Consider the following 22,874-nt stretch of genomic DNA (forward strand, 5'->3'; position numbering starts at 1 on the left):
GCGATCAACAACCACGTGAACAGCCCCGGCGGCATCAACGTGGCAGGCGGCAATCGCCGGCGGGCCCGTGCCCCTGTCGGCGCGTCGGGCGGGCCCCACGGCACTCCGCCCGACGTGCCCTTTCGGTGAACCGGAGCTCCCCTACGGCTCCTCTTTCGGGATCCTGCTGGCCAAATGTGGGGGGCAGTCAGGCCGTGAGGGTGAGGTCAAGTCTCGCGAGGTGACTGGTGCGGGTGTGGTCGAGGGGTTGGTTGTTCCACCAGGCGTCGAGGCGGATGAGGTTGAGGGCGACGGCGGAGTAGACGTGTTCGAGGTGGGTCTTCGCGAGGCCGCGATAGCGGGCCCTGCGGTTACCGGTGACGGCTGTGGCCTGGCGGATGGTGCCCTCGACGCCGGCGCGCAGGGCGTATGTGGTCTGCCAGTCGGCGTCCTGCTGGGCGGCGTGGTTCGTGTTGATCAGTTCCTGCAGGTCCCGTGGGCGCAGGGTGAGCTGGCGGCCCTGGCGTGTGGCGTCGGTGCATGCCGCTCTGACCGGGCAGGGGCCGCAGTCGGCCTCGTCGAAGCGGACCGCGATCCCTTCGCGGCCGTGTTGCCGGGCCGGGCTCCAGAACCTGCTGGTGGCGCCCTGGGGGCAGGTGGCTTGCTCGGCGTCCCAGTCGATGGTGAAGGCTTCGCGCTGGTAACCGGCGTTCTCCCGGTCCTGGCGGGAGGTGCCCGCCAGGAGCGGTGCGACCAGGGTGATCCCGAAGGCGGCCCGGGCCCCGGCGAGGAGTTCCGCGCTTGCGTAGCCGGAGTCGAGGTAGTGCTCGGCGGGCAGCAGGCCCCGGTCGGCGAGGGCCCGGTGGACGGGCTCGACCAGCTTCACATCGGGCACGGTCGCGTCCGTGGTCGCGACATGTGTGATCACGTTCGGGATGTCCGGACGCGCCCGGCGTCCCGGCCGCGGGGTCCCTCCGCCGGGCCGGGGCCGCTGGCAGACCTCGCTGATGTGCAGTTTGTACCCGGTCCAGTGTAGGGCGTTCTTGGTGCCGTTGCGGGCGTCGAGGTCGTAGGGCGAGGCCAGGCGCAGTCTGCCGGGCGGGAGACCCTCCTTGTCCGCCTCCCGCCGCTTGACCACCTCCCGCCCGTCGCCGCCGGTGGTGACCAGGTAGTTCTGCACAGTGATCCGGCGCAGGACCTGGACCGCGGGCAGCTCGCGCAGCCACAGGGGCGAGTGAGGGTTGTGGACCGCCCGCAGCAGGGCCACCGCGTCACGGCCGTAGTCCAGTACGAGTTCGTCCCGCTTGGCTTTGGAGCTGGCGGGACGCCAGCTCTCGTCGATGCGCCGCCCGTAGCGGCGGTTCCACCCACGGACGTCCACGGCCTGCGCCACCCAGTGCGGGGCCGCGGCGGACAGCGCCTCCAGCGCGGCCCGCACCGACTCCCCGCACAGCTCGAGGCGGTTCAGGTCCCGCACCGCCGCCAGCACGTGGGTGGAGTCGGTCCGCTGCTTACCCCCAGCCTTGACCAGGCCCTTGCCCTTCAATGCCGCCAGCAGCAGATCCAGTACCCGCTCCTCCAGGCCGTGCTCGACCACCCGGGTGCGGAACTCCGAGAGCACCGAGGCATCGAAGCCGACGTCCTCCAACTCCAGGCCAAGGCAGTACTTCCACGACAGGTCGAACCGGACCCGGTGGGCGGCGGCGCGGTCGGTCAGGTTCTCCGCCATCTGCAGCACCGTCACCATCGCCAGCCGCCCCGGCGACCAGCCCCGCCGGCCCCGCAGACCGAACGCCCCGGCGAACTCGGCATCCGCGAACAGCCCGCCCAGCTCATCCCGCACCCGCATAGCCAACGGCGGCGCCCCACGACCAGCCACCGCCCGCGCGACCCGCACCGTCACCTCAGGGACCTCGGGCCACTGCTCCGGCAGCAACGACATGACTCCCACCCCACCAGCCGGGAACGACAGAACCGGCCACCACCATGCCAACCGCCCGCCCTCACCGCAGGACACGACATTTGGCCAGCAGGATCTTTCGGGCCACGACAAACGTCCGGGGCCGGCGGAGACTCATGAGGCAAGGCGGCCCCACGGGCTCCTTTGACCACCCCACCTCATGAACAGGAACAGGCATGACCTCACCGCCCCCGCCCCCGCCGTCCCCGGCAGCCGAAAGGGAAGTACTCGCGATCACCGAAGAGGGGGTGGTCCGGGCCGCCACGGCGAAGCAGCGAGTCGTCGAGCTGAGCAAGGCGGCCGCTCTGATCCGCGAGATTGAGAAATGGCAGCAGCAGGGGATTCCAGAGCTGGTCACCAGCACCATCCCCGCGCTCCAGGAGGCCGCCGAGGCATTCCAGTCGATCGTCTGGGAAGAGAAGCGGAAGGTGTCGGAGACCCGGCGGCAGGCCGAACAGCGCATCGCCGACGCCGACTCCCCGGCGCCCGAGACCGGAGCGGACCAGCTGACGGGTGCGGAACCGGACGGGCAGCGCGCATTCGACGACGAACTCTCCCGCCGTCTCTGGGAGGTGAGCGAGCTCCAGGCGCAGGAGGAGAACGCAGGGCAGCGCGTCGCAGCCGCCGCCGAGCAGCTCCTTCTGGTGCAGGAGATCGTCGACACGGCGCAGTTCATCCTGAAGTACTACGCCCAGCGCGACGGGGCGTCGGCGGTCGCCGAAGTCCTGGCGAAGGTGCACGGCACGGAGAAGATCCTGGACGCCGTCATCAGCATCGGACCGAACCCGACGCGCAAGGGAATGCTGGTCCGGAAGGCGTGCCTGGAAGGCCATGCGACCGCACGTGAGGTCCGTTCCCTCCTCGCCGGGGGATGGCTGGGACAGTTCCCGGAGCTCCAGAACGAATTCACCCTCAAACTGGCCGTGCTGGAGGAATGCCTGGAAAGGTTCCGGGTGTGCCAGGCCATGATCGAATCCGGTGACCTGCGATCCGCTGCCCTGCCGCTCGTGGAACAGACCCTCCAGACCGTGCAGGAGGAGGTCGTTCCTGCGGAGTCCCGGTGGAACGACCTCGTCGAGGGCGCCCGGAGGACCGCGGCCGAGATCGAGCAGGACATCAAGAAGCTCGTCGCCACAGTGTCCGCAGGCGCCCCGCCCCGCCCCTCCGCCCCTGCGGGGGCGATCACCCTGGACCCCGACGAAAGGTACCTCCTCAAAACCCTCACCGAGCACCTGCTGGAAGAGGAGCTGACCGACGACGCGTACAACGCCATGGTGAGGAACATGGGGCTCGACTCCCTCATGGTCGACGGATCGGGGCACAAGCGGGCAAGCGTCGAGCTGGCCATCGCCCAGGTGAGCCTCGCGGCCGGGGCCAAGGCCGAACAGGTGGGCGCGGACATCGACAAGACCATTGGCGAAGCCAAGACCGCGATCGCCGAGGTGCGCCGGCAGGCCGACACCGGATTCTCGAACTTCGGGAAGATCCTCAAGGGGACGCTCGACGATCTCGCCAACAAGGTGAAGGAGAAGAAGTAGGACCGCGGCCCGCCCACCGGGCCCGCAAAGCCCTGAACCTTCCGGGCAGGGTGACCGCGCTCCTGAAGTGATCGGGTCAGCAGGGCGGGTAAACCGCACCGTCCGGCTTGTGGGTAGCCACGATCGCCGCTTGCTGCCTCGATCGCTCCGTGCCATCCGGAAACAGCGGCGCGATCGGCTCGACGATCTCTCCGAGGTCGGGTACCAGGTCTCCGGGGTACAACGCGGTGACCCGGTTGGTCGGCAACGGGCTGAGAGTGCCCGCCTGCCGTACGAAGGAGACGAAGCTCTCGAAGTCGCGTTCGTGGGTGTAGGGCTCCTCGCAGCTGGTCAGCGCCGGATATCCGTCGTCTCCGAGGAACGTATAAGCCAGTGCGGCCAGGCGGTACCTCTTCCCCGGGGCGAGCGGAACGCCGCCGATGACTACGTCGTCCGGCTCGACGCGAGACCCCACGGACGCGAGCGGGTTGAACGAGTAGTGCACGTTCCCGGAGACGGCCAAGGGAGAGTATTGGATCAGGCCGTCCGGTCTGGTCGTCCACTGCTGCTCGAGTGCGTCGTGGATCTGGGTTCCGGTGACCCAGGCTGTGACGATCGGGTTGCCGTACCCCACGGCCTGCCAAGCCTGCGCGAACGTGATCGCGCCGTTCCTCGCCCGATCGTGGATGAGGCCTCCCACGATCACAGACTCCCCCAACCGGGGAGCGGTCGGCACCAGCGCCAGGTCGGCCGGCACATTGCGGTGGCGGTTGCCGTCGCGCGCCCGGTCCGAAGGACGGCGTCCGGCCCACAGGGCCCAGTCGGCGATGAGGTCGCCCATGGGGCTCTGCCCCGTGTCATTCCTCGTCCGCAGGAAGGAGCCGCTCTGCCTGCCGATGACCGAGTCGGCGCGTCTTGTTGCTTTTCGCTGCCAATAGGAAACCAGCTTCTGCATTTCGGGGTCCGGTGCAATGGTGGTCCGCGAATTCGGATGATTGGTGGAGACAGTGAGTTCGCGAACCACCCCTCCGGTCAGCGGATCGATCTTGAGATTTATTTCGTTGATGAGCTGCCCGTAGCACCCGGCCTCCACGAATGGGCGGAGCCTCCCCAGCGGGTCTGGCAGCATGATGTTGAATTGCGTGTGCCAGTGACCCGCAATGATGACGTCAATATCGGGCGAGGCCCGCAGCGCGATCTCATAGGCGGGGCCCGACGGGTTCACTCCGCCAGTGAAATCCCCGTCGGCGTCGGCACCCTCATGCATGCTGAGCACGATGGCATTGACACCTTGGGCCCTGAGCCGGGAGGCGATTCGATTGATGGCTTCAATTTCACTGGTCGCGGTCACGGCGGGCAGGTAGGAGGTGGAAAATCTCGGAGTCCCGATGGTGGTCACGTGAATGAAGCCGATGGGAATATTCCGACCGCACGGCCCGATGACGTAGCGAATATTGCACCCGGGAAGCACACTGGCACCGCTCGCCAGCCACTTCACATTCGCCGAATAGTGCGAGAAGTTCGCGCCCCGGAAAAGGCGCCCTGATGAATCCACGAAGGACGCGTCTCGGCCGACAACAAGGAATGGAACCCCCTCTTCCATATGTTGCGTGATCATCGCCGGAGACCTATCAAATTCATGATTGCCTGCGGTGGAGAATTCAAGTCCCATGAGGTTCAGGGCTTCGATGGTCGGCTCATCGCAGAATATCGACGTATCGAACTGCCAACCGGAGAAGTTGTCGCCCGCGCTGAAGAAGATGGAGTTCCGCCGGCCGTCCCTGAGGCGTTTCAGATGTGCGGCCATGTAGGCCGCCCCGCCCACTTCGTAGGCCCGGCCGTGACGACCGTGGATGACGGAGTGGTCGCCCGGCGCCCCCAGCAGAAAACCGTGCCAGTCGGTGATGCTCAGCAACTGCACGTCCACGTAGCGGTGAGACCCATGCGCGTCACGCGCCTGGTCGGACGCATGTGCCGGGGCGCCGACCGCGACAGCCGCACCGACCGCACCCGCCGCAGCGAGCAAGGAGCGGCGGCTCACCTTCGCCTGGGTCCACGCCTCTGTGGAGCTGGCCATGGGATCATGATAGGCGCACCCTATCCGGCAAATCCATTGATGATCACTGGGTGGGCGAGGTTCTGACCTCTGGATCAAGCGATCGTTTCGGGGTGGATCCCGGTCGCGGTGACGACCGTGTCGGCGGCGGTGCTCTGCAGGACGGTGAAACTGATCCGGTCCATGTCCACCTCCGGGCGGGTGCAGACGGTATCGGCGGCTGCCCGGATCAGGGCCTGGTAGGTGGTCAGCAGGGCGTGGACCTCCTGGTCGAGCCCTTGCAGGCTGCGGGAGCACAGAACGCGGCCGTCGAGCATCGTCGCCTTGATCGAGAAGTAGGTCGTCTCCGACCGCCACCGCTCATGGTAAAGATCAACAAGCTCGGCGGCAGGGAAGGCAACCGGTCCCCGCACGTCGTGGACTGCTTCGCCCAGGCCCTGCGCGCGCGTCCGCGGCTGCGGCTGGCCGCCGTCGTCCCCACCGTTCGGGAGCAGGACGGCCTGCTCACCGGCCCCATGAACCTGATCGGACGGATCACCGCCCTGGAGGAGCTGCGCCGCGCCGGAGGTGACCGGGTCGCGGTGTACGGCCTGGAGAACCGTGCCGGGACCCCCGTCTACGTACATGCCAAGGTGTAAGTGATCGACGACGTCTGGGCCGCCGTCGGGTCCGACAACGTGAACCTGCGGTCCTGGACGCACGACTCCGAGCTGAGCTGCACCGTCCTCGACCGTTCCACCGATCCGAGGCCCCCGCGCGATCCCGGCGGCCTCGGTGACGGGGCCCGCCCGTTCGCGCGGGAGCTGCGCCTGGAGCTGATGCGCGAGCAGGGTGGTGCCGCGGTCCGCGTCCGGCGGGGCGTCTGCGCCGCTACGTCGCTCCGCGGCTGCCGGCCGTCCGGCGCCTGCTCGCGGCCCCGCTGCACCACGCCCTGGTGGACCCGGACGGCCGCCCCCTCGGAATGCTCAGGTCTTGAGCAGGCGGTTGAAGAAGGAGCGGTAGTGCTGCAACGCCTGCCGCAGGTCCTCCGTCTCCACTTGCTCGCCCCGGCCCCACTGCGCCTCCAGCTCCTGCTTGTGCGCGGCGAAGCTGCCCGCCAGGGTCTGCATGACCTCGGCCACCAGGGCGTCCGCGGACCTGACCGCCTCCTGGGGATCGTCGACGAAACGACCTTGGACATCGGTCCAGGCCTGCCGGAACTCCTGCGTGTCCGAGGTGCCGAGGAGCGGTTCGGAGTCGCCCTCGGGAGCGGGAGGCGCTACGGGCGCGTCCGCTCCCTCGGGCACCTCCCGGGCCTCGGGGACGCCCCGGGCCTCGCGGGCCTCGAAGTTCTCCGCGTTCTCCAGGCTCTCCGGGTTCTCCAGGCTCTCCGGGTTCTCCGGGTTCTCGCGGACCTCCCGGTCCTCCGGGTTCTCCCGGTCCTCCCGGCCCTCCCGGTCCCGGGTGGCCTCTCCCGGGTACACCGGGGCTCGTTCCGCGTCCTCCGTCACGGGGTGGGCGAGGTCTTCCGTGGTCAGTCCGGCTCCGGTGAGCCGGCTGTCGTGGTCCGAACGGGGCTTCATTTCACCGGTTCCTCTCGTTCGTGAGCAGCTCCGTGAAGAGGGCGCGGTAGTGCACCATCGCTCCCCGGAGTTCCTCGGTGGTCGCCTGCCCGCCGGCGCTCCGTACCTTGACGTCGTGGGCAGAGCGATAGTGGTCCAGGGTTCCCGCGTGTTCGACGGACAGGTCGCGCAGTTGGCCGCCGTACCCGTCGGTGGGGTAGCCGCGCTCGCTCATCAAGCGGGACACCAGCTCGTCCGCCTCGGCCACCGAGCCGTCCGGCCGGTCCACGAAGTGCTCCTGGACGGTGGCCCACTCGTGCGCGTACTGGCTGCGCCGCTCGGCGGGGAGTTCCTTGATCTCCAGTCGTTCGTGCCGCTGCTCCCGGGCACGCAGTTCGCGCTCCGCGGCCAGCGCGCCGCCCTTCTCCTCGACGGTCCGCTCGTACTCCGTCCCGAAGCGGTCGCGCAGGCGTCGTCGGCGCGCCAGCATGGTGAGGATCAGGGTCAGCGCCACGACCACGACAACGGCCGCGACGATGATCGCTATCAGTGTGTTGGTAGACATGTGCCGCCTCCATCGAGCGGTTCCAAGTGGTCGTCGCCCCTCGGCTACCCCCTGGGAGAAGGTGAAACCTCCCCGCACGGCTTCAGCGGTGCGGCGATGCACCGCTGCGGCGGTCGATGGTTCGACGGGCCGTTCCTGGGCAGACGCCGGGCATGACGTTGGAGCATCCGGCCGAGAAGGGCAGATCGGGGCGGCTGGGCCGCTTCGAGAAACTGGCGGAACTCGCCTCCAATTTCACGAGTTCGGCGCTCTTCTCCTTCCTGTGCGTCCTCCTGGTGGCCGGCTTCGTCGTGGTGCACCTCCTCCACCTGCCGATGGAATGGCAGCACCTCGCCGGTGACGCCATGGCCGCGGTGTCCCTGCTCCTGCTGGCCCTGCTCAAGAACTCCGAACGCCGCGCCGAGCACGCGATCCAGCGCAAGCTGGACGCCATCGCCAACGCCCTGCTGGAGGAACACGAGGGCTCGCGGAGCAAGGCTTTCCGGGAACTGGAGGAGGTCGTCGGGATCGAGGAGGAGGAATGACCCCGGTGGAGGTATCGGAATCGAATCAAGGAGCAGAAACCCCTGTCTGACTCCGGCTCCGGATGACAGGCTCTACTCCTCTGAAGCACGTCCTGGGGGGGATCACACGTGATGGAGCCGGGTACGGGCATGGGCCTGCGCGGTCGCAGCGGCATCCTGTCGCTGGTCGACTCGTGCCTGCAGGAGAGCCCGGCGGCCGAGCGGCCCCTGACCATGCTCCTCGGGCCGGCCGGCAGCGGAGCCAGCGAGGCGCACAGCGCGCTCATGGAGCGCTTCGGGCCCGACTACCCCTTCGCCTTCGTCAACTTCGGCGGGGCCCAGTCCCTGCTGCCGCGCTACGCCCTCGGACTGCTGGCCCGCCAGCTCGAACGCAAGCTGCCCCGCTACGGCCGCTCCCGCTTCCCGCTGCTCAGCCTCGGCCTGCTCGCCTCCGACCAGGAGCTGCGCATGCGCAGCCTCGCGGAGGGGCGCCGCGCCGTACAGCGCCAGCTGGACCGGTTCCAGGAGGAGAACGAGGCCCGCCACGGCGACTACCTGGCGGCCTTCTTCGAAGTGGGCATGGGTGCGGTCGGCATGCCCGAGGGCGCCTCCAGCGCCGCGCTCGCCCTCTTCCAGGACGCCCTGCGGCGCGGCCGCCGCACCGTGCCCGGCCTGCTCGCCGGCAAACTGGGCAGCCGGCTGACGACCGGGGCCCACTGGTACGGGCGCCACCCCATGATCCGCAGCGCGGACCCCATGGAAGCCCTGGTGGAGCTCAACCTGTGGCGCCACGAGGGCGACGAGAACGAGCAGGAGCGGCTCGACCTCGTCCTCTTCTCGGCCTTCCTGGAGGACCTCCGGCGCAATACCGCCCGCAATTTCATGCCGCGCTCCTACCTGCTGCTCCTGGACAACTCCCACACCGAGTACGGACGCCACTTCCTCGACCTGTTACTGCGCTCCCGGCACGACCAGACCGTCGTCGCCGGACACGCCAGTGATCCGCTGACGGTCGTCGCCAGCTCCAATCGCTGGCTGCCCCGCTGGGGTCCGGCCACCGGGGATTCCTGGCCCTGGCAGCTGCGCGGCCCCGACCGGGCCTCGCTGGCCGACTGGCACGCCCACCGGCCTCCCCGCGACAGCGAGGACAGCTGGTGGTACCCGCTCCGCCTGCGCGACCTCAATCTGGACGAGGTCCGGATCCGCATAGAGCTCCAGCTCGGCGGGAACAGCGACCTGGCCCCGCTGACGCGCCTCACCCCCTTCGTGCACCGGCTCACCGGCGGCCTGCCGCGCGCCGTCCACCAGGTGCTCGACGTGCTGCGCCAGGCCGGGCCGCTCCCGGACTCCGGCCCCCAGCAGGACCGTTGGCTGCGCACCCTGCCCGACCGGCCGCTGCGCACCGGGGAGTACTCCGCCAAGCTCGTCGACACCGCCCTCGGGCACCTCCTGCGCGACTTCGACGGGTCCCAGCAGGCGGCCCTGGCGGAATGCGCCGCCGCCCGGGACTTCTCCGTGGGCACGCGTCTGCTCAGCCCCGACGACTCCCTGTTCGGCGACATCCGGGCCCGCTGGCTGCTGACCGGGCCCGTCGCCGTGGTACCCGTACTCCACCCGTGGCTGCGCCGGCTGCTCCTGTGGCGGCTGGCCGAGCGCCCCGACGGGTGGGACGCCGCGCACGAGCTCCTCGCGGAGTACTACCGCGCGGAGGGCAAGCCGGTGCAGGAGATGTACCACCAGCTCGCCCGTGGGCGGACCCAGGAGGTCACCGCCCACCTGACCCGGCGCTTCACCGCCGTTCCGGCCGCGCAGTGGATCTCCGAGTTCGACGCGATCACCACAGCTCCGAACCGGCTCCCTTCGGGCAGCGGGCCGCTGGAGCTCCTCTCCGGGCTCGTCCCGCGCCGACCGGGGCACGTGGTGGACACCGAGTCCGTGATCCACACCCTGGTGACCACCCGCTGGGTGTGGAGCGATCCGCTCGCCGACCCCGCCATGCGGCTGGGGAACCTGATCGCCGACGGCTACACCCAGCTGTCCCAACTCCGGAGGAACGACATCGTGACGCTGTTCAACGAGGCCGAGCGGTACCGGCATTGGCACGATCCCCAGACCCCGGGCTGGGAAGGCTGAGCGCGTGCCCAGACTCGAATGGCCCCTGCACGTCGTCCGCCGCGTCGCGCTGGCCGCCGCGGCGGCCGTCACGCTCGTCGCGGCGCTCTGGCTGGGCGTGGGCTGGATCCAGGAACGCCAGTCCAGATGCGCGGACGGGGTCGTCGAACGGGGACCGGCCGACGAGTGCGTCGGAGTGAGCGACGGCTCCTACGTCTTCGCGCCACACCTCGACGCCGTCAGCGCGAAGATCGAGGAGGAGAACCGCCGGGTCCTCGCCAACGCGGACAAGGAGCCGTACGTCAGCGTCGCCTACTTCACCTCGTTCACCACCAGCACCTCCGACAGCAACTCCGCCGAGGGCGTCCGGCACGAACTCCAGGGCGCCTACCTCGCCCAGTACCGGCACAATCAGGGCGACTTGGCCTCCACTCCCAAGATCCGGCTGCTGATAGCCAACCCGGGCAGCAAGTCCGCGCAGTGGAAGCACACCGTCGACGAACTGATCGCCCGCAAGGACTCCCCGGACCGGCTCGTCGCGGTGGCCGGGCTCGGCCCCAGCACCAAGGAGAACCTCGAGGCCATAAAGCGCTTCTCCGACAACGGGATCGCCATGGTCGGCGCCACCATGACCGGTTCGGCCATCCAGGACATCAAGGGCTTCGTCCGGATCGCCCCCACCAACGAGGACGAGGCGTACGCGGGGGCCGCGTACCTCAAACGGCGCGGGGTGACCACGGCCGTCGTCGTCCAGGACGTGGCGGAGGGAGACCTCTACTCCTCCACCCTCGGCACCGCCTTCACCAAGGCGTTCCAGGACAAGACGCACCAGCTCGTCGCCGAGCACATGACCTACGACTCCTCCGTCAGCAGCGCCTGGCAGAACGAACTGCACTTCATGCCAGGCCAGTTGTGTCAGCAGCGCCCGCAACTCATCTACTTCGCGGGCCGCGGCCTGCACCTCACCCGGTTCCTCGACGCGCTCGCCAACAGCAGCTGCACCGGGCAGAAGTTCACCGTGTTCACCGGGGACGACACGACCAACCTGAGCCCCGAACAGCTCGCTCGCGCCGCCGAGACGGGCATCGAGGTGCTCTACACCGGCCTCGCCCACCCGGACATGTACAGCAAGGCGCCGCAAGCGGTGTCCGGGCCCTCCGCGAAGAACTTCCAGCCGGGCGGGGTGCTGGAGCAGTGGTTCCCGCACGATCCCCGCGGGGACGGCGGGGCCCTGATGGGCCACGACGCGGTCCTCGCGGCGGCGCACGGCATCCAGATGGCCGCCCACTGGCAAGGTCAGGTCACCGGCGACGCCGTGGGCCGGATGTTCCACCAGATGGACGGCGCCCAGCAGGTGGCCGGGGCCAGCGGGTTCATCTCCTTCCAGAACAACGGCAATCCGCGCAACAAGGCCGTCCCCGTCCTGCAGCTCGACGCCAGGGGCCAGGTGGTGTTCGTGGAGGTGTCCGCGGCGGAGGGCAAACCGCCGCAGCAGCAATGAAGCGGGCCGCGGACGGCCGTGCGGTGGATCAGCCGCGGTACCGGGCGAGCGGATTCTCGCGGCGGGCGACGTCCGCGGCGGCGCACCACAGGGTGCCGGTCCCGGCTGCCCCGAAGAGGGCCGCGCACATCAGCAGAAGCAGTCCGATCCGGTCCGTCGGATAGGGCATCGCGCCGGAGCCCCAGGCGTCGAGGACCTTCCCCACGAGCGGGATGTTCGCCCGGTCCCCGCGCCACCACACCCCTGACGGGCAGCCGGCCAGGAACCCTCCGGCCGAGAGCCACGCCCCCGCCCGTACGGCGCGGTCCTGCCGAGCCCGTCGGGCCGCCGCCCCGTGCACGATCTCCGTGGCCCTGGCCACGACGTCCGCCGCCTCGTCCTCCATGAACGTGCCACCCCTCGTCGCCCGTGACGCCCTCAGGGCCCGCCGGGACCGGGACTCGGAGCCGACGGCCGCCGGCTCCGCTCACGCCCCCGGGAAGGACCGTCCGGCCATGGTCGGACACGAGGCGCTCGCCCGGTAGACGTCGGTCACGACGGAAACTCCCGCACGGGGAACCGGGACGGCCACCGTGATCGCGGCAGGTACGTGGGGGCGGAACAGTCCGCGGTGGACTGGTTCCGGTCCCTGCACGAGCACGCGGTGATCGTCCGTGCGAACGGCCGGGCCGATCCGTGCGGGCGCGCCCCGGGGGGGGCGGTCGAACCGCGGGACGCGTAGACGTCGAAAGTGAACTCGACTAGCGTTTCGCGCAGGGCACCGGAGCGTGCCTCACGGCTCGACAACTTCCGTACGCCGCGCGGTCGTTTTGCGAAGGAGTTCCTCCTTGACGCACGGACAGGGCCACCGTCTCCCCCGCAGGCTGTCCCGCTGGGTCCTCGTCGGTGCGATCGGCGCGGCACTGACGCTGTCGGGCTGCACCCGCGGCGGTGACGAGCCGAGCCCGCGGGGACGTACGGCGTCCACACCGGTACCCGAGGGCGACGCGTTCTACGACCCGCCGCACCCGCTGCCCTCCGGCAAGCCGGGCACGGTGATCCGCCAACGCCCCTACGCGCCGACGGAGGCGACGCTGACCGCGCCCTCGCACACCTTCCTGGTGATGTACCTGAGCACCGGGACCGACGGCAGACCGGTGGCCGCGAGCGGGCTGGTGACCGTTCCTCACGGCCCCGCACCCGCCGGCGGGCGGCCCGTCGCCGCCGTGGACCACGGCACCATGGGCATCGGGACGGCGTGCGCCCCGTCCCGCATCCCGGCCTTCGCCGGTCTCCAGGACGCGAGTCCGGTCGGCAAGCTGCTCGCGCGCGGGTTCGTCGTCGTACAGCCCGACTACATCGGCCTGGGGGTGACCGGGGTCAGACACCCGTACCTCGACGGGGAGTCCGCCGCGTACGCCACCCTCGACATCGTCCGCGCCGCTCGTTCGATCGACCCGGGATCGGGCACGACCACGCTCCTCTACGGAGGATCCCAGGGCGGGCACGCCGCGCTGTGGACCGCGCACCACGCCCCCGCGTACGCCTCCGACGTCGACGTCAAGGGCGTGGTCGCCAACGCGCCGGCGGTCGGGTTCGAGTGGATGCCCGCCCTGTTCGCCCAGCAGGACGGGACGGCCACCGCGTACACCGGGATCCTGCTACTGCTCATCAACGGGGCCGCGGCGGGCGACCCGGCGGTCCGGCCCGCCGAACTCCTCACCCCCGCGGGCCTCGCCGCCGCGGAGCGCGTCTGGACGCAGCCCTGCATGGCCGCCGACCCCCAGCTCCCGCCCGCCTCGGACATCCTGCGGCCCGGCGCCGATCTGGCACCGCTCGACGCCGCCCTCAAGAGGAGCGCCACCGGTGAGGTCGACATCAAGGTCCCGGTGCTGTTGCCGCAGGGCGGGAACGACGTGCTGAGCAACCTCAACCAGACGCTCGCCCGGGAGCTGTGCGACAAGGGCGTGGACCTGGAGTTCGCGTACTACCCCGACCAGGGCCACACGATCGACGACGGTCCGCTGGACGATGCCATCGCCTGGATGGACGCCCGGCGCCTCGGCACTCCGCAGGCCCCGAGCTGCCGTTTCTGAGCGGATCCGTCCTGCAAACGGGTGAGTTAGCGCCACGTGTGCCCCGCTCAGGCGTTGCCAGAGCGAACCACCCGACGGGCTCCGACCCGCTCCGACCGCTCCAGCGAAGGATTGCCAGCTCATGCTGAAGAAGATGATGGTCACCGCTGTCACCACTGCTGCCGCCATCGGCGCCGGCGCCGCCATGGCCGCTCCGGCCATGGCCATCGGCAACGACAACGGGATCAACACCGTCAACGGCAACGGTGCCGTGCAGGCCTACGGCAACCAGAAGACCCAGGGCGACAAGAGCCCGCAGCTCTCGGTGATCCAGGGCACGGCGAACAAGCCCTGCATCGGCCTGCCGGTCAAGGTCAACGCGCAGTCGCTCGTCGCCATCCTCGCGAACGTGGGCGTCCAGGACGTCAACGTCCTGTCCAACCCGCAGAACCAGCAGTGCACCGAGAACTCCACCCAGGCCAAGGGCGACGAGGCGCTCTCCCACATCCTGGACAACATCCCGCTCCTCTCGGGCAACGTCTCGAACGGAAGCTGACGCCCGGGTGCTCCGCGGCCGCGGTCCCCGGCCGCGGAGCACCGGCCCGGATCAGTTGCCCGGTGCCATGTCGTAGGTGACCCACATCGTACGAGCGGCCACTTGGTCGTACTTGGCCCGGGCGCGGTGGTTGTCGTCGGCCGTGATCCAGCGGACCACGCTCCAGCCGCGTTCGGCGGCGATCTCCCGCAAGGCCGCGAGCAGCCGGTCGGCGGCGCCGGAGCCGCGGTGGGCGGGGTCGACGAACAGGTCGTCCAGGTACCCGCCGGTGGTGGCCGACAGGGGACGGGCGAAGGGCCGGTAGTGCGCCAGGCCGAGAAGACGGCCTTGCGCGTCCTCGGCGACGAGGCCGCTCTCCTCGTGGGCGGGGTCGTGCAGCCACCCCCACACGCGTTCCGCGGCCTCCTCGGTCTGCTCGACGCGGTAGAAGTCGGCGTAGCCGCGGTACAGGGCGCGCCACTGCGGGAAGTCCGCCGAGCGGACTTCCCGGACGGTGATGGTGGTCGGCATGATGCGCACTTTCGTCGTCGGGAAGGGTCCTCGACGAGGGATCATGCCCGGTCCGCCGGATCCACGGCATCGCCGGAATGTCGAACCCCGTGCTCGTCCGACGACGCGGCGTCCACCTCAGAGGCCCGCCGCGCCCTCCTTCTTCAGGACTCCCCGGGCGGTGCCGCGCAGGGCGTGGGCCGTGTCGATCGCGGCGACCCTCGCGCGGTGCGCGGCTTCCCGGACGGGGCCGAGCGAGCGCCGGCCGGGGCCGCGCCGCAGCAGTTCGCCGTAGAGGTCCAGATGCCGCTGCGCGACGTACGCCGGATCGAAGCGGGCCGAGTTCCTCAGCGCCGCTCCGCCCATGCGCCGGCGCAGCTCCTCGTCCGCCACCAGTTCCAGCAGGGCGGCGGCGACGGCTTCGGTGTCACCGGGGCGGACGAGGCGCCCGTCGACCTCGTCCTCGATGATCTCGCGCGGTCCCACCGGGCAGTCCGTGGAGACGACGGGCAGGCCGCAGCGCATCGCCTCGACGATGGTCATGCCGAACGACTCCCGGTCCGACGTGGACGCGGCGATGGACGCCTTGGCCCATTCCGGCTCCAACGGGTCGGCGTTGCCCATGAGATGGGCGCTGCCGCTCAGGCCGAGCTCCTCGATCAGCGCGGACAGGCCGGCCTTCTCGTTGCCGGTGGCGTCGCCGCTGCCGAAGATGCGCAGCTTCCAGTCCGGGTGGTCGGCGGCGACCCGCGCGAAGGCCCGTACGAGCAGGTCGTACCGCTTCGCCGGAGTGAGCCGACCCGCCGCCACGATGACTTTCCCGGTACCGTCGGCCGGTGCGACGGAGGCGGCGGGAACGCCGTTCGGTATGGCCTCCACCCTCATCGAGGACGGACCGAACCGGCGGTGGGCCCGCGCGTCGGCCTCGGTGACGGTGGTCAGCGCGTCCAAGAGCGGATAGCGGTGGCGTATCTCGTGGCGGACGCGGAAGCCGTGGTGCGAGAGCGTGAGGTGTTCCTGTCCGACGCGGACGGCGGCGCGCCCGGCCTGCCGGGCGATGTGCACGTTCAGGCCCGGCCTGGTCCCCACGACCACCTCGGCGTCGAGCGCCGACAGGTACCGGCCGACGCGCTCGTCGGTGAGCCGGCTGTACTGCCGGTGCCGGCCGTCCGCGCGGGGGAAGACCCTGGCGGGCCGTGCGTGGCGCGGGTCCTCGCCGTCGTGGTGCGGGGAGCCCGGGCGCAGATCGACCAGAGGGGTCAGGACCACCCCGGGAGGCGCGCCCATGGTCGGCACGTCACGGTGACGCAGGACCGAGACGATCTCCACGTCGTGGTGTTCCGCGAGCGTCGCGGCGAGGTTGAAGGTCGACCTGATCGTCCCTCCGATGCCGTAGGCGTTGTGGAGCAGGAAGGAAATGCGCATGCGGCACCGGTCCCTTCGGCGGCGGAGGCAGGATCGTTCCCCACTGTGCGCAGTTCATGCTTAACCGTTCCTGAAGGCCTGGTCGCAGGGGGCCGGAGGTCTCGGGTGGCATGCTGACATCGTGGACATTCTGCTGGTGGAGGACGATCCGCTGATCGCGGGCGCGGTGCGCGAGGGTCTGAGGGGCGAGGGGTACACGGTCACCCTGGTGTCCGACGGCCTGGCCGCGGTGCAGCTCGGGGCCACGGGCGAGTTCGCGGCGATCGTGCTGGACGTCATGCTGCCTTCGCTGGACGGGTTCGCCGTGTGCGGACGGCTCAGGGCCCTGGGTGTCGACACCCCGGTGCTGATGCTGACCGCCAGGGACGGGGAGCTCGATCAGGCCCACGGCCTGGACATCGGGGCGGACGACTACCTGACGAAACCGTTCTCCCTGCTCGTCCTGACGGCGCACCTGCGCGCGCTGATCCGCCGCAGCGCCCGGGAGACCGCGGGCTCCGGGGAGCCGGAGGTGCTGCGGGCCGGCGACCTGTGGCTCGACCCGCAGGCGCGTACGTGCGGGCGCGGGAGCGAACGCATCGAGGTGACGGGCCAGGAGTTCGCGGTACTGGAATGCCTGATGCGCGAGCCGGGCCGGGTGCTGTCGAAGGAGACCATCCTCGGCGAGGCCTGGGACATCGCCTACCGGGGTTCGGCGAGCATCGTGGAGGTCTACGTCAGCCTCCTGCGCCGCAAGATCGACCAGCCCTACGGCACCCGGAGCATCGTGACCGTCAGGGGACACGGCTACCGGCTGGACGACGCACATGCCTGAGGCCGCTGCCGCTGCCCGCAACCCCGCCCGGGTGTCCGCGTGGTGGCTGCGGCTGTCCACCCGGACCCGTACGGCGCTTGCCGCGGGTACGGCCGCCCTGGTCCTCTCCGGCGCCGGCGCCTGGTGGCTGCACCACCACGTGTACGCCACCGAGATGGAGGCGACGCGGGGCCGCGCCCTGGGGCAGTCCCGCGCCACCGCCCTGGAGTTCGCCGGTGTCCAGGCCAGGGACCGGGAGGCCACCACCGACATCCTCGCCGCGTCGCCGGTCCTGGTCATCGGCCCGGACGGCCCCTTCGATTCCTGGCTCCCCCGGGCGTTCCCCGAGGCCGTGAAGGAACTCCCGGCCGCGCCCGCGGCGGCGCGGCCCGGGTGGGCGACCGTCCAGTCGGTCCGCTTCGGCGACCCGGCCCCCTCCTGCCGGAAGAACCCCTCCCGCACCTCGACCGGGGAGCCCGTCCCCGGCTGCCTCACCCAGGCGGCGGAGCTGGCGGGGCAGACCGTCGACATGGCCGGCACCAGCATCGAGGTCCGCTCCCCCGCCGCCCCCAGTCCGTCTGCGCCACCCGCCGGGCGCTACACCGTCTACGTCGCCGTCACCCGGTCCGAGGCGGTCCGGTCCGCCGACGCGCTCGTCCCGGCCCTGGGCTTCGCGGTCCCGCTGGCGGCCCTGCTCGTCGCCCTCTCCGCCTGGGTGGCGACCACCCGCGCCCTGCGGCCGGTCGAGGCCATCCGTACCCGCCTCGCCACCGTCGACCAGCCTGGCTCCGGCACACGGGTTCCCGTACCCGCGGCCGAGGACGAGATCACCCGGCTCGCCCGCACGACCAACCGGACCCTCGACGTCCTCGACGCCCATGCCCGCCGCCAACGCCGGTTCATCGCCGACGCCGCCCACGAACTGCGCAGCCCGGTCACGGGCCTGCGCACCGTCCTCGAGGTGGCCGTGGCCCATCCCGGGCGGACCGACCCCTTGAGCGACGCCCTCGAGGCCACGACGAGACTGCAGTACCTCGTCGACGACCTGCTGACCCTCGCCCGGCTGGACAACGCCTCCGAAGCGATGCCGGACCAGCCGGTGGTGGACTTCACCGCGCTCGTCCGGGACCTCCTCATCGAACTCCCCCACACCCGGCCCGGGGCCACCGCGGAGCTCGTCCTCGATGCCCCCGAGGAGCCCGTCACCCTGCACGGCGATCGGGACCAGCTGCGGCGCCTGCTGCGCAACCTCCTCGACAACGCGGCCCGGCACGCCGACACCCGGATCACGGTCACGCTCGCCGCACCGCCCGGATGGGTGGAGTGCACCGTCCACAACGACGGCGCCCCGATCCCCGCACCGGACCGCGAACGCGTCTTCGACCGCTTCACCCGCCTCGACGAGGCCCGCGCCCGTGACACCGGCGGCAGCGGGCTCGGTCTCGCCATCGCCCGGGACCTCGCCCGCTACCACCGGGGAACGCTCGGCGTCGCCCCGGGCGGCGAAGGAACGGCGTTCCTCCTGCGGCTGCCCCGGTAGGGGCGCGGGTCACGGCCGGTAGACCTTGCCGGGTACGGGGTGGGCCGGCGAGAGGAGTTCGGAGACGGTCACGAAGGTGTACCCGCGGTCGTGGAGTTCACCGACGATCGTCGGGACGGCGGGAATGGTGCCGGCGTACCGCTCGTGGAGCAGGATGATCCCGTCCCGCTTCGTCTGGTCGAGGACGCGCTTCACGATGAGTGCGGTGTCGGTGGTCGCGTAGTCCTTCGCGGTGACGCTCCACAGGACCTGCGCGAGTCCGAGCTCCTTCATCACCTTCGACACCCTGTCGTCGGTGGCGCCGCCCGGGGGCCGCATGAGCGTGGGCGCGTGGCCCGTCGCCTTCTCTATGTCCCGCTGGACCGGCTCCATCTCGGCCCGTATCGCGTCATCGCTGAGCTCGGTCAGGTCCTCGTGCGACCAGGTGTGGTTGGCGATTTCGTGCCCCTCGGCGGCCATGCGGCGCACGGTGTCGGGATAGGTGTCGGTGTGCCCCTTCCCCTGGAGGAAGAACGTGGCCCGGATCTTCTCCCGCTTCAGGAAGTCGAGCAGGCGCGGGGTCGGTTCGCTCGGGCCGCCGTCGAAGGTGAGGGCCACGCACTTGGCGACGGTGCAGTCCACGGGTCCGGAGGCGGGCTTGCCGGCGGAGTGAGCCGCCGCGGCGCGGACGGTGGCCGGTGCGACGACCCCGTTGAGGGAGGAGCAGGCGGTGAGCGTGGTCAGCGCCAGCACGGCCGCCACGGTACCGGCGCGCCGGCAGGACGAGAAGGAGGCGCCGCACGCACGGCGCTTCAAGGAGCGAATCATGAGGGGAGGTCCAGGATCGGTCGGAGGGCACGGGGGACGAGCGTGCACAGACCGTCCTTAATGGACCCTGAAGGCCACCGTCCCGCGGCTCGTGCCCGCCGGCAGGTCCCGCCCGCGAAAAATCACTGTCCGATCACCGGATCATGGTGATAGACATCCGCCGTGGAAAAGAATCTTGAGTTCGCTGACCTGCTGCGCCTGATCGACGAACGGTCGACCGCCTTCCGCACCGAGGTCGCCGCCGCGCCCAGTCTCGACGCGCAGGTGCCGACCTGCCCCGGATGGACGCTGTTCGATCTGGTGAAGCACCTGGGCGGGGGAGACCGTTTCTGGGCCGCCATAGTCGGCGCGGGGCCTGCCGACGGCCCCCCGGCCGAGGCCGTCGCCGCGCGCGCCGCTCTGGAAGTGCCGCGGGAGCGCGAGGCCCTGCTGGCCTGGCTGGCCGATTCGACGCAGGTTCTGCTGAGCGCCCTGCGCGAGGCAGGGCCGGAGAGCGGTTGCTGGACCTGGTGGCCCGCGTCGCAGACACCGTCGACCTCCGGCGGTGCCGCCCGGCACCGGGTCCAGGAGTCCGCGATGCACACGTACGACGTCCAGCGCATCGGGGGCGCCCCGCAGCCGCTGCCGCTCGAGGTGGCGCTCGACGGTGTGGAGGAGTTCCTGTTCACCGTCTGCGCGACGCCGAGTGCCTGGCCGCACAAGCCCACGGCCTTCGACTTCCACGCCGCCGAGGGCCGCTCCTGGCGCCTCACCGTCGACGGCGACGGCGCACGCATCACCCGCGTCCCCTCGCCCGCTGCCGCGGCCGGCGAGGACTCTGACGCGGCCGGCGCCTCCGTCCACGGCACGGCCAGTGAGTTGGTCATCTACCTGTACGACCGCATCCCGGCCGACTCCTTGCGCGTTGACGGAGACGCGGGGCTGCTCGACCTGCTCCGCGCCTGGGAGCCGGAGGAGAAGTAGGAAGAAGCGGGGGCGGTTGGCCGCGACTCGAGCCCGGCAGGACACGACTCCGCGCCGGGTTCGCCGGTCGCGGCCCCGCCCGGACCGGAGTTCCGTGCCGGGGAAAAGGCCGAGCGGCCGGTTCGCGTGCTGCGGCATGATGACGGCATGGACGATCAGGTCTTCGAATGGGTGACCCTCTTCCGCTACGAGAACGTCGCCGGCCGCCCGCGGCCGGGCCAACTCACGGCGGTTTGACTGCGGGACCGGGGTATCGACTGGCACCCGTTCGCCGACGAGGAGATCAAGGTCGACCTGATGTGCGGCGTGCGCTCGGACGGGCACTGGCACGGCACGTTCGCCGTCAGCTTCCGCGCCGAGGCCCTTCGTCGGCTCGGGCTCCATCCCGACCAGCCGACATCGGCACCGGCGGACCCGCCGCCACCGAAGTGGTGGGGACCGTGGGCCCGGTGAGCGGGCACTGACAACGGGACCGTGGCGATCTCTGTGCCGATCCTTGACAGCCGTTGATTAATTCCGCTTCTATTCAAATTAATTGACGCCCTGTTGTGAGCAGAGAGGAGTACCCGTGTCAGCCCCTCCCGCGACGAGGACCGCCATCGCGCTCGCCGCCACGGCCGCGGTCCTGTTCGCCGCCCTGGCCACCGCGCCGGCTTCGGCCCAGTCCCCCGCCGCCACGTACACCGTCTCCATCGGCGCGAAGGGTCCCTGGACCCACCCCGACGACACGCCCGCCGCCACGTACATCGACAAGAACGGCGCCTTCTACTACCAGTCGGCCCACGCCCTGTACGCGGCGAACGATCCCCGCAAGTGGACCTTCTACACCGGCAAGGACTTCGACTCGGCCACCCGCTCGGCCTCGCTGAGCACCGCGGTCAATCCGGCGAACGCCCAGGACCGCAACGACGACACGACGTGGCGCTGCAACAACAGCCCGACCGGGCGCGAGGCCACGTACGCCCCGGACACCACCCACTACGCGCAGAAGAACTACTGCGACCTGATGGGCGTGTGGGTGGATCCCGACACGGGCGACTGGTACGGGCTGGTCCACAACGAGTTCACCCCGCGCCCCTTCGGCGACGGTCTGCACTACGACGCGATCGACTACGCCGTGTCCAAGGACCAGGGCAGGACGTGGGCCATCAAGGACCACGTCCTCACCTCGCCCTACAGCACCCGGCGGGGCGACGCCGCGGCCTTCCCGCACGAGACGTACCACTACGGCAACGGCGACGCCCGCCTGTTCGTGGACACCGCCTCCGGGTACTTCTACGTCTACTACAACTCCCGCGTCATCCCGAAGGGCGGCGTCCCTGGTTCGTGGACCGCGGGCAGCCGGGCGCACGTCGCCCGCGCACCCATGTCCGGGAAGATGGCGCCGGGTTCGTGGCAGAAGTGGTACGACGGCTCGTGGTCCCAGCCCGGAACGGGCGGCCTGGAAAGCAACATGGAGCCCGTCGACGCGACCCACACCACCGGATACACGCCGGTGGCGAAGGACTATGACCCGTCGAACGCCGGCCATGTCCAGGAGCAGCAGGCCGCCGGTGAACTTCCCGCGAAGTCGGACCTGTTGACGATGAACATCGCCTACAGCGCCTACCTGGGCATGTACGTGGGCCAGCCCGAGGCGGTCAACCAGGACGGCAGCGAGCCGCAGCGGTTCTACGTCACCGACAACCTCGCCACCCAGAAGTGGCGCCTCGCCGGCGACTCCGGCGCGTACCGCACCGGCTCCTGGTACCGGTGGGTGCTGGACGCGGTGAACAAGACGGGCTCCACCATCGTCGGCAAGAAGTTCCGGTCGTACTGCTCCTTCTTCTGCTCCGAGGGGGCCGACGGCGAGTACTACGACACCGTGATCGACACGAACACTCCGGCCGCGGTCATCGATCCGGGCAAGTCCTACACGATCGCCGGCGGCACCGGCCGCCACCTCGCCCAGGTCCAGGGCAGTACGGCGACCACGTCCCTCCCCTCCGCCGGCGGGTCGGCCCTCAGCCGGTGGGTGTTCACTCCCAACGGCGACGGCTCGTACCGCATCGCCAACGCCTCCACCCGCCAACTCCTCGGCGTCGACTCGAAGGCGAACGCGGGACGCGCCTGGGCGGCCAAGCCCACCGTGACGAAGGCACCGCAGAGCGGGCCCACCGTGGGGCAGCAGTGGTTCGTCATCCCGAACTTCACGACCGACGGCCGGCCCACCGGTACCCATCGGCTCGTGAACCGCTACAGCGGACTCGTGATCGGCCTCTCGGACGTGTCCGGCCGCCTCGCCGAGACCACTCCCACCCGCGCGTGGACCGACACCACCGGCAGCCCGGTCGGCGGCGCCCGCACCTCCGCCGAACAGACGCTCACCCTCACCGCGGCCGCCTTCTAACCGCTCAGGCGCGAACGAAACCCCGGTCCGCCGAGGAAGGCGTCACATTCAAGTGGAAAATATGAGACAGAGAAAAGAAGTTACCTGCTCGTTACAAAACTGAGGGTGGGGTGGAAATGTCGGC

The 22,874-nt window shown here is 70.5% G+C and carries 21 protein-coding genes; 12 read left to right on the plus strand and 9 right to left on the minus strand.

Going from position 1 to position 22,874, the window contains the following annotated elements:
• Positions 1-187: 187 nt before the first annotated feature.
• Positions 188-1,921, minus strand: coding sequence for an IS1182 family transposase (locus tag OG435_RS03880; RefSeq protein ID WP_266875295.1), 1,734 nt, complete (start codon positions 1,919-1,921; stop codon positions 188-190).
• 194 nt (positions 1,922-2,115) lie between these two features.
• Between OG435_RS03880 and OG435_RS03885 the strand changes: the two genes are divergently transcribed.
• A complete protein-coding gene (locus OG435_RS03885) occupies positions 2,116-3,477 on the plus strand; it encodes a hypothetical protein (protein ID WP_266875296.1) in 1,362 nt (453 codons plus the stop codon).
• Positions 3,478-3,553: 76 nt separating this feature from the next.
• Here the strand turns inward: OG435_RS03885 and OG435_RS03890 are convergent, their stop codons facing one another.
• Together OG435_RS03890 and OG435_RS03895 are read right to left on the minus strand one after the other, a co-directional pair.
• Positions 3,554-5,533, minus strand: a complete 1,980-nt coding sequence (locus OG435_RS03890) for a bifunctional metallophosphatase/5'-nucleotidase (RefSeq protein WP_266875297.1) — start codon at positions 5,531-5,533, stop codon at positions 3,554-3,556.
• Between the two features lie 74 nt (positions 5,534-5,607).
• Entirely contained in the window at positions 5,608-5,829 is a 222-nt protein-coding gene (locus OG435_RS03895) for a hypothetical protein (protein ID WP_266875298.1), read from the minus strand.
• A gap of 45 nt (positions 5,830-5,874) precedes the next feature.
• Between OG435_RS03895 and OG435_RS03900 the strand changes: the two genes are divergently transcribed.
• On the plus strand, positions 5,875-6,150 hold the full coding sequence (locus OG435_RS03900; RefSeq protein WP_266875299.1) for a hypothetical protein: 276 nt from the start codon (positions 5,875-5,877) through the stop codon (positions 6,148-6,150).
• A gap of 327 nt (positions 6,151-6,477) precedes the next feature.
• Here OG435_RS03900 and OG435_RS03905 read toward each other — a convergent pair whose 3' ends face one another.
• The gene (locus OG435_RS03905) at positions 6,478-7,074 is read right to left on the minus strand and encodes a hypothetical protein (protein WP_266875300.1); all 597 of its coding nucleotides are present in this window, start codon (positions 7,072-7,074) and stop codon (positions 6,478-6,480) included.
• Between the two features lies 1 nt (position 7,075).
• Positions 7,076-7,618, minus strand: coding sequence for a hypothetical protein (locus tag OG435_RS03910; RefSeq protein ID WP_266875301.1), 543 nt, complete (start codon positions 7,616-7,618; stop codon positions 7,076-7,078).
• A gap of 152 nt (positions 7,619-7,770) precedes the next feature.
• Here OG435_RS03910 and OG435_RS03915 point away from each other — a divergent pair, with 152 nt between their 5' ends.
• From OG435_RS03915 to OG435_RS03925, 3 genes are all read left to right on the plus strand, one after another.
• Positions 7,771-8,142, plus strand: a complete 372-nt coding sequence (locus tag OG435_RS03915; RefSeq protein WP_266875302.1) for a hypothetical protein — start codon at positions 7,771-7,773, stop codon at positions 8,140-8,142.
• Between the two features lie 111 nt (positions 8,143-8,253).
• Positions 8,254-10,254 (plus strand): hypothetical protein, encoded by a 2,001-nt coding sequence (locus tag OG435_RS03920; RefSeq protein WP_266875303.1) that lies wholly within the window; start codon positions 8,254-8,256, stop codon positions 10,252-10,254.
• A 4-nt stretch (positions 10,255-10,258) separates the two neighbouring features.
• The gene (locus tag OG435_RS03925; protein WP_266875304.1) at positions 10,259-11,734 is read left to right on the plus strand and encodes an ABC transporter substrate-binding protein; all 1,476 of its coding nucleotides are present in this window, start codon (positions 10,259-10,261) and stop codon (positions 11,732-11,734) included.
• A 28-nt stretch (positions 11,735-11,762) separates the two neighbouring features.
• Here the strand turns inward: OG435_RS03925 and OG435_RS03930 are convergent, their stop codons facing one another.
• Positions 11,763-12,119 carry a hypothetical protein gene (locus OG435_RS03930; protein ID WP_266875305.1) on the minus strand — a complete coding sequence of 119 codons (357 nt, stop codon included), beginning with the start codon at positions 12,117-12,119 and terminating at the stop codon, positions 11,763-11,765.
• Between OG435_RS03930 and OG435_RS03935 the strand changes: the two genes are divergently transcribed.
• The 3 genes from OG435_RS03935 (at position 12,118) to OG435_RS03945 (ending at position 14,344) form a co-directional block, all read left to right on the plus strand.
• A complete protein-coding gene (locus OG435_RS03935) occupies positions 12,118-12,258 on the plus strand; it encodes a hypothetical protein (protein ID WP_266875306.1) in 141 nt (46 codons plus the stop codon). The genes OG435_RS03930 and OG435_RS03935 overlap by 2 nt on opposite strands.
• A gap of 303 nt (positions 12,259-12,561) precedes the next feature.
• Positions 12,562-13,809, plus strand: a complete 1,248-nt coding sequence (locus tag OG435_RS03940; RefSeq protein ID WP_266875307.1) for a lipase family protein — start codon at positions 12,562-12,564, stop codon at positions 13,807-13,809.
• Between the two features lie 121 nt (positions 13,810-13,930).
• Entirely contained in the window at positions 13,931-14,344 is a 414-nt protein-coding gene (locus OG435_RS03945) for a rodlin (RefSeq protein WP_266875308.1), read from the plus strand.
• A 51-nt stretch (positions 14,345-14,395) separates the two neighbouring features.
• On the opposite strand, the gene OG435_RS03950 is transcribed toward OG435_RS03945, so the two are convergent.
• Together OG435_RS03950 and OG435_RS03955 are read right to left on the minus strand one after the other, a co-directional pair.
• The gene (locus tag OG435_RS03950) at positions 14,396-14,854 is read right to left on the minus strand and encodes a GNAT family N-acetyltransferase (protein ID WP_266875309.1); all 459 of its coding nucleotides are present in this window, start codon (positions 14,852-14,854) and stop codon (positions 14,396-14,398) included.
• A 117-nt stretch (positions 14,855-14,971) separates the two neighbouring features.
• The gene (locus tag OG435_RS03955; RefSeq protein WP_266875310.1) at positions 14,972-16,258 is read right to left on the minus strand and encodes a glycosyltransferase family 4 protein; all 1,287 of its coding nucleotides are present in this window, start codon (positions 16,256-16,258) and stop codon (positions 14,972-14,974) included.
• Between the two features lie 121 nt (positions 16,259-16,379).
• On the opposite strand from OG435_RS03955, the gene OG435_RS03960 reads away from it, so the two are divergent.
• Together OG435_RS03960 and OG435_RS03965 are read left to right on the plus strand one after the other, a co-directional pair.
• On the plus strand, positions 16,380-17,072 hold the full coding sequence (locus tag OG435_RS03960; protein ID WP_266875311.1) for a response regulator transcription factor: 693 nt from the start codon (positions 16,380-16,382) through the stop codon (positions 17,070-17,072).
• The gene (locus OG435_RS03965) at positions 17,065-18,591 is read left to right on the plus strand and encodes a sensor histidine kinase (RefSeq protein ID WP_266875312.1); all 1,527 of its coding nucleotides are present in this window, start codon (positions 17,065-17,067) and stop codon (positions 18,589-18,591) included. The genes OG435_RS03960 and OG435_RS03965 overlap by 8 nt, the downstream gene beginning before the upstream one ends.
• A 9-nt stretch (positions 18,592-18,600) precedes the next feature.
• On the opposite strand, the gene OG435_RS03970 is transcribed toward OG435_RS03965, so the two are convergent.
• A complete protein-coding gene (locus tag OG435_RS03970; protein ID WP_430625572.1) occupies positions 18,601-19,398 on the minus strand; it encodes a polysaccharide deacetylase family protein in 798 nt (265 codons plus the stop codon).
• 162 nt (positions 19,399-19,560) lie between these two features.
• Between OG435_RS03970 and OG435_RS03975 the strand changes: the two genes are divergently transcribed.
• On the plus strand, positions 19,561-20,361 hold the full coding sequence (locus tag OG435_RS03975) for a maleylpyruvate isomerase family mycothiol-dependent enzyme (protein ID WP_266875314.1): 801 nt from the start codon (positions 19,561-19,563) through the stop codon (positions 20,359-20,361).
• A 568-nt stretch (positions 20,362-20,929) separates the two neighbouring features.
• Positions 20,930-22,750, plus strand: a complete 1,821-nt coding sequence (locus OG435_RS03980) for an RICIN domain-containing protein (RefSeq protein WP_266875315.1) — start codon at positions 20,930-20,932, stop codon at positions 22,748-22,750.
• Positions 22,751-22,874 lie beyond the last annotated feature (124 nt).

Source organism: Streptomyces sp. NBC_01264 (assembly GCF_026340675.1).
GTDB lineage: Bacteria > Actinomycetota > Actinomycetes > Streptomycetales > Streptomycetaceae > Streptomyces.

Excerpts from the sequence above, each read along its gene's own strand:
- OG435_RS03880 (WP_266875295.1), bottom strand. The coding sequence starts at position 1,921 with ATGTCGTTGCTGCCGGAGCAGTGGCCCGAGGTCCCTGAGGTGACGGTG.
- OG435_RS03885 (WP_266875296.1), top strand. The coding sequence starts at position 2,116 with ATGACCTCACCGCCCCCGCCCCCGCCGTCCCCGGCAGCCGAAAGGGAA.
- OG435_RS03890 (WP_266875297.1), bottom strand. The coding sequence starts at position 5,533 with ATGGCCAGCTCCACAGAGGCGTGGACCCAGGCGAAGGTGAGCCGCCGC.
- OG435_RS03895 (WP_266875298.1), bottom strand. The coding sequence starts at position 5,829 with ATGCTCGACGGCCGCGTTCTGTGCTCCCGCAGCCTGCAAGGGCTCGAC.
- OG435_RS03900 (WP_266875299.1), top strand. The coding sequence starts at position 5,875 with ATGGTAAAGATCAACAAGCTCGGCGGCAGGGAAGGCAACCGGTCCCCG.
- OG435_RS03905 (WP_266875300.1), bottom strand. The coding sequence starts at position 7,074 with ATGAAGCCCCGTTCGGACCACGACAGCCGGCTCACCGGAGCCGGACTG.
- OG435_RS03910 (WP_266875301.1), bottom strand. The coding sequence starts at position 7,618 with ATGTCTACCAACACACTGATAGCGATCATCGTCGCGGCCGTTGTCGTG.
- OG435_RS03915 (WP_266875302.1), top strand. The coding sequence starts at position 7,771 with ATGACGTTGGAGCATCCGGCCGAGAAGGGCAGATCGGGGCGGCTGGGC.
- OG435_RS03920 (WP_266875303.1), top strand. The coding sequence starts at position 8,254 with ATGGAGCCGGGTACGGGCATGGGCCTGCGCGGTCGCAGCGGCATCCTG.
- OG435_RS03935 (WP_266875306.1), top strand. The coding sequence starts at position 12,118 with ATGAACGTGCCACCCCTCGTCGCCCGTGACGCCCTCAGGGCCCGCCGG.
- OG435_RS03930 (WP_266875305.1), bottom strand. The coding sequence starts at position 12,119 with ATGGAGGACGAGGCGGCGGACGTCGTGGCCAGGGCCACGGAGATCGTG.
- OG435_RS03945 (WP_266875308.1), top strand. The coding sequence starts at position 13,931 with ATGCTGAAGAAGATGATGGTCACCGCTGTCACCACTGCTGCCGCCATC.
- OG435_RS03950 (WP_266875309.1), bottom strand. The coding sequence starts at position 14,854 with ATGCCGACCACCATCACCGTCCGGGAAGTCCGCTCGGCGGACTTCCCG.
- OG435_RS03955 (WP_266875310.1), bottom strand. The coding sequence starts at position 16,258 with ATGCGCATTTCCTTCCTGCTCCACAACGCCTACGGCATCGGAGGGACG.
- OG435_RS03965 (WP_266875312.1), top strand. The coding sequence starts at position 17,065 with ATGCCTGAGGCCGCTGCCGCTGCCCGCAACCCCGCCCGGGTGTCCGCG.
- OG435_RS03970 (WP_430625572.1), bottom strand. The coding sequence starts at position 19,398 with ATGATTCGCTCCTTGAAGCGCCGTGCGTGCGGCGCCTCCTTCTCGTCC.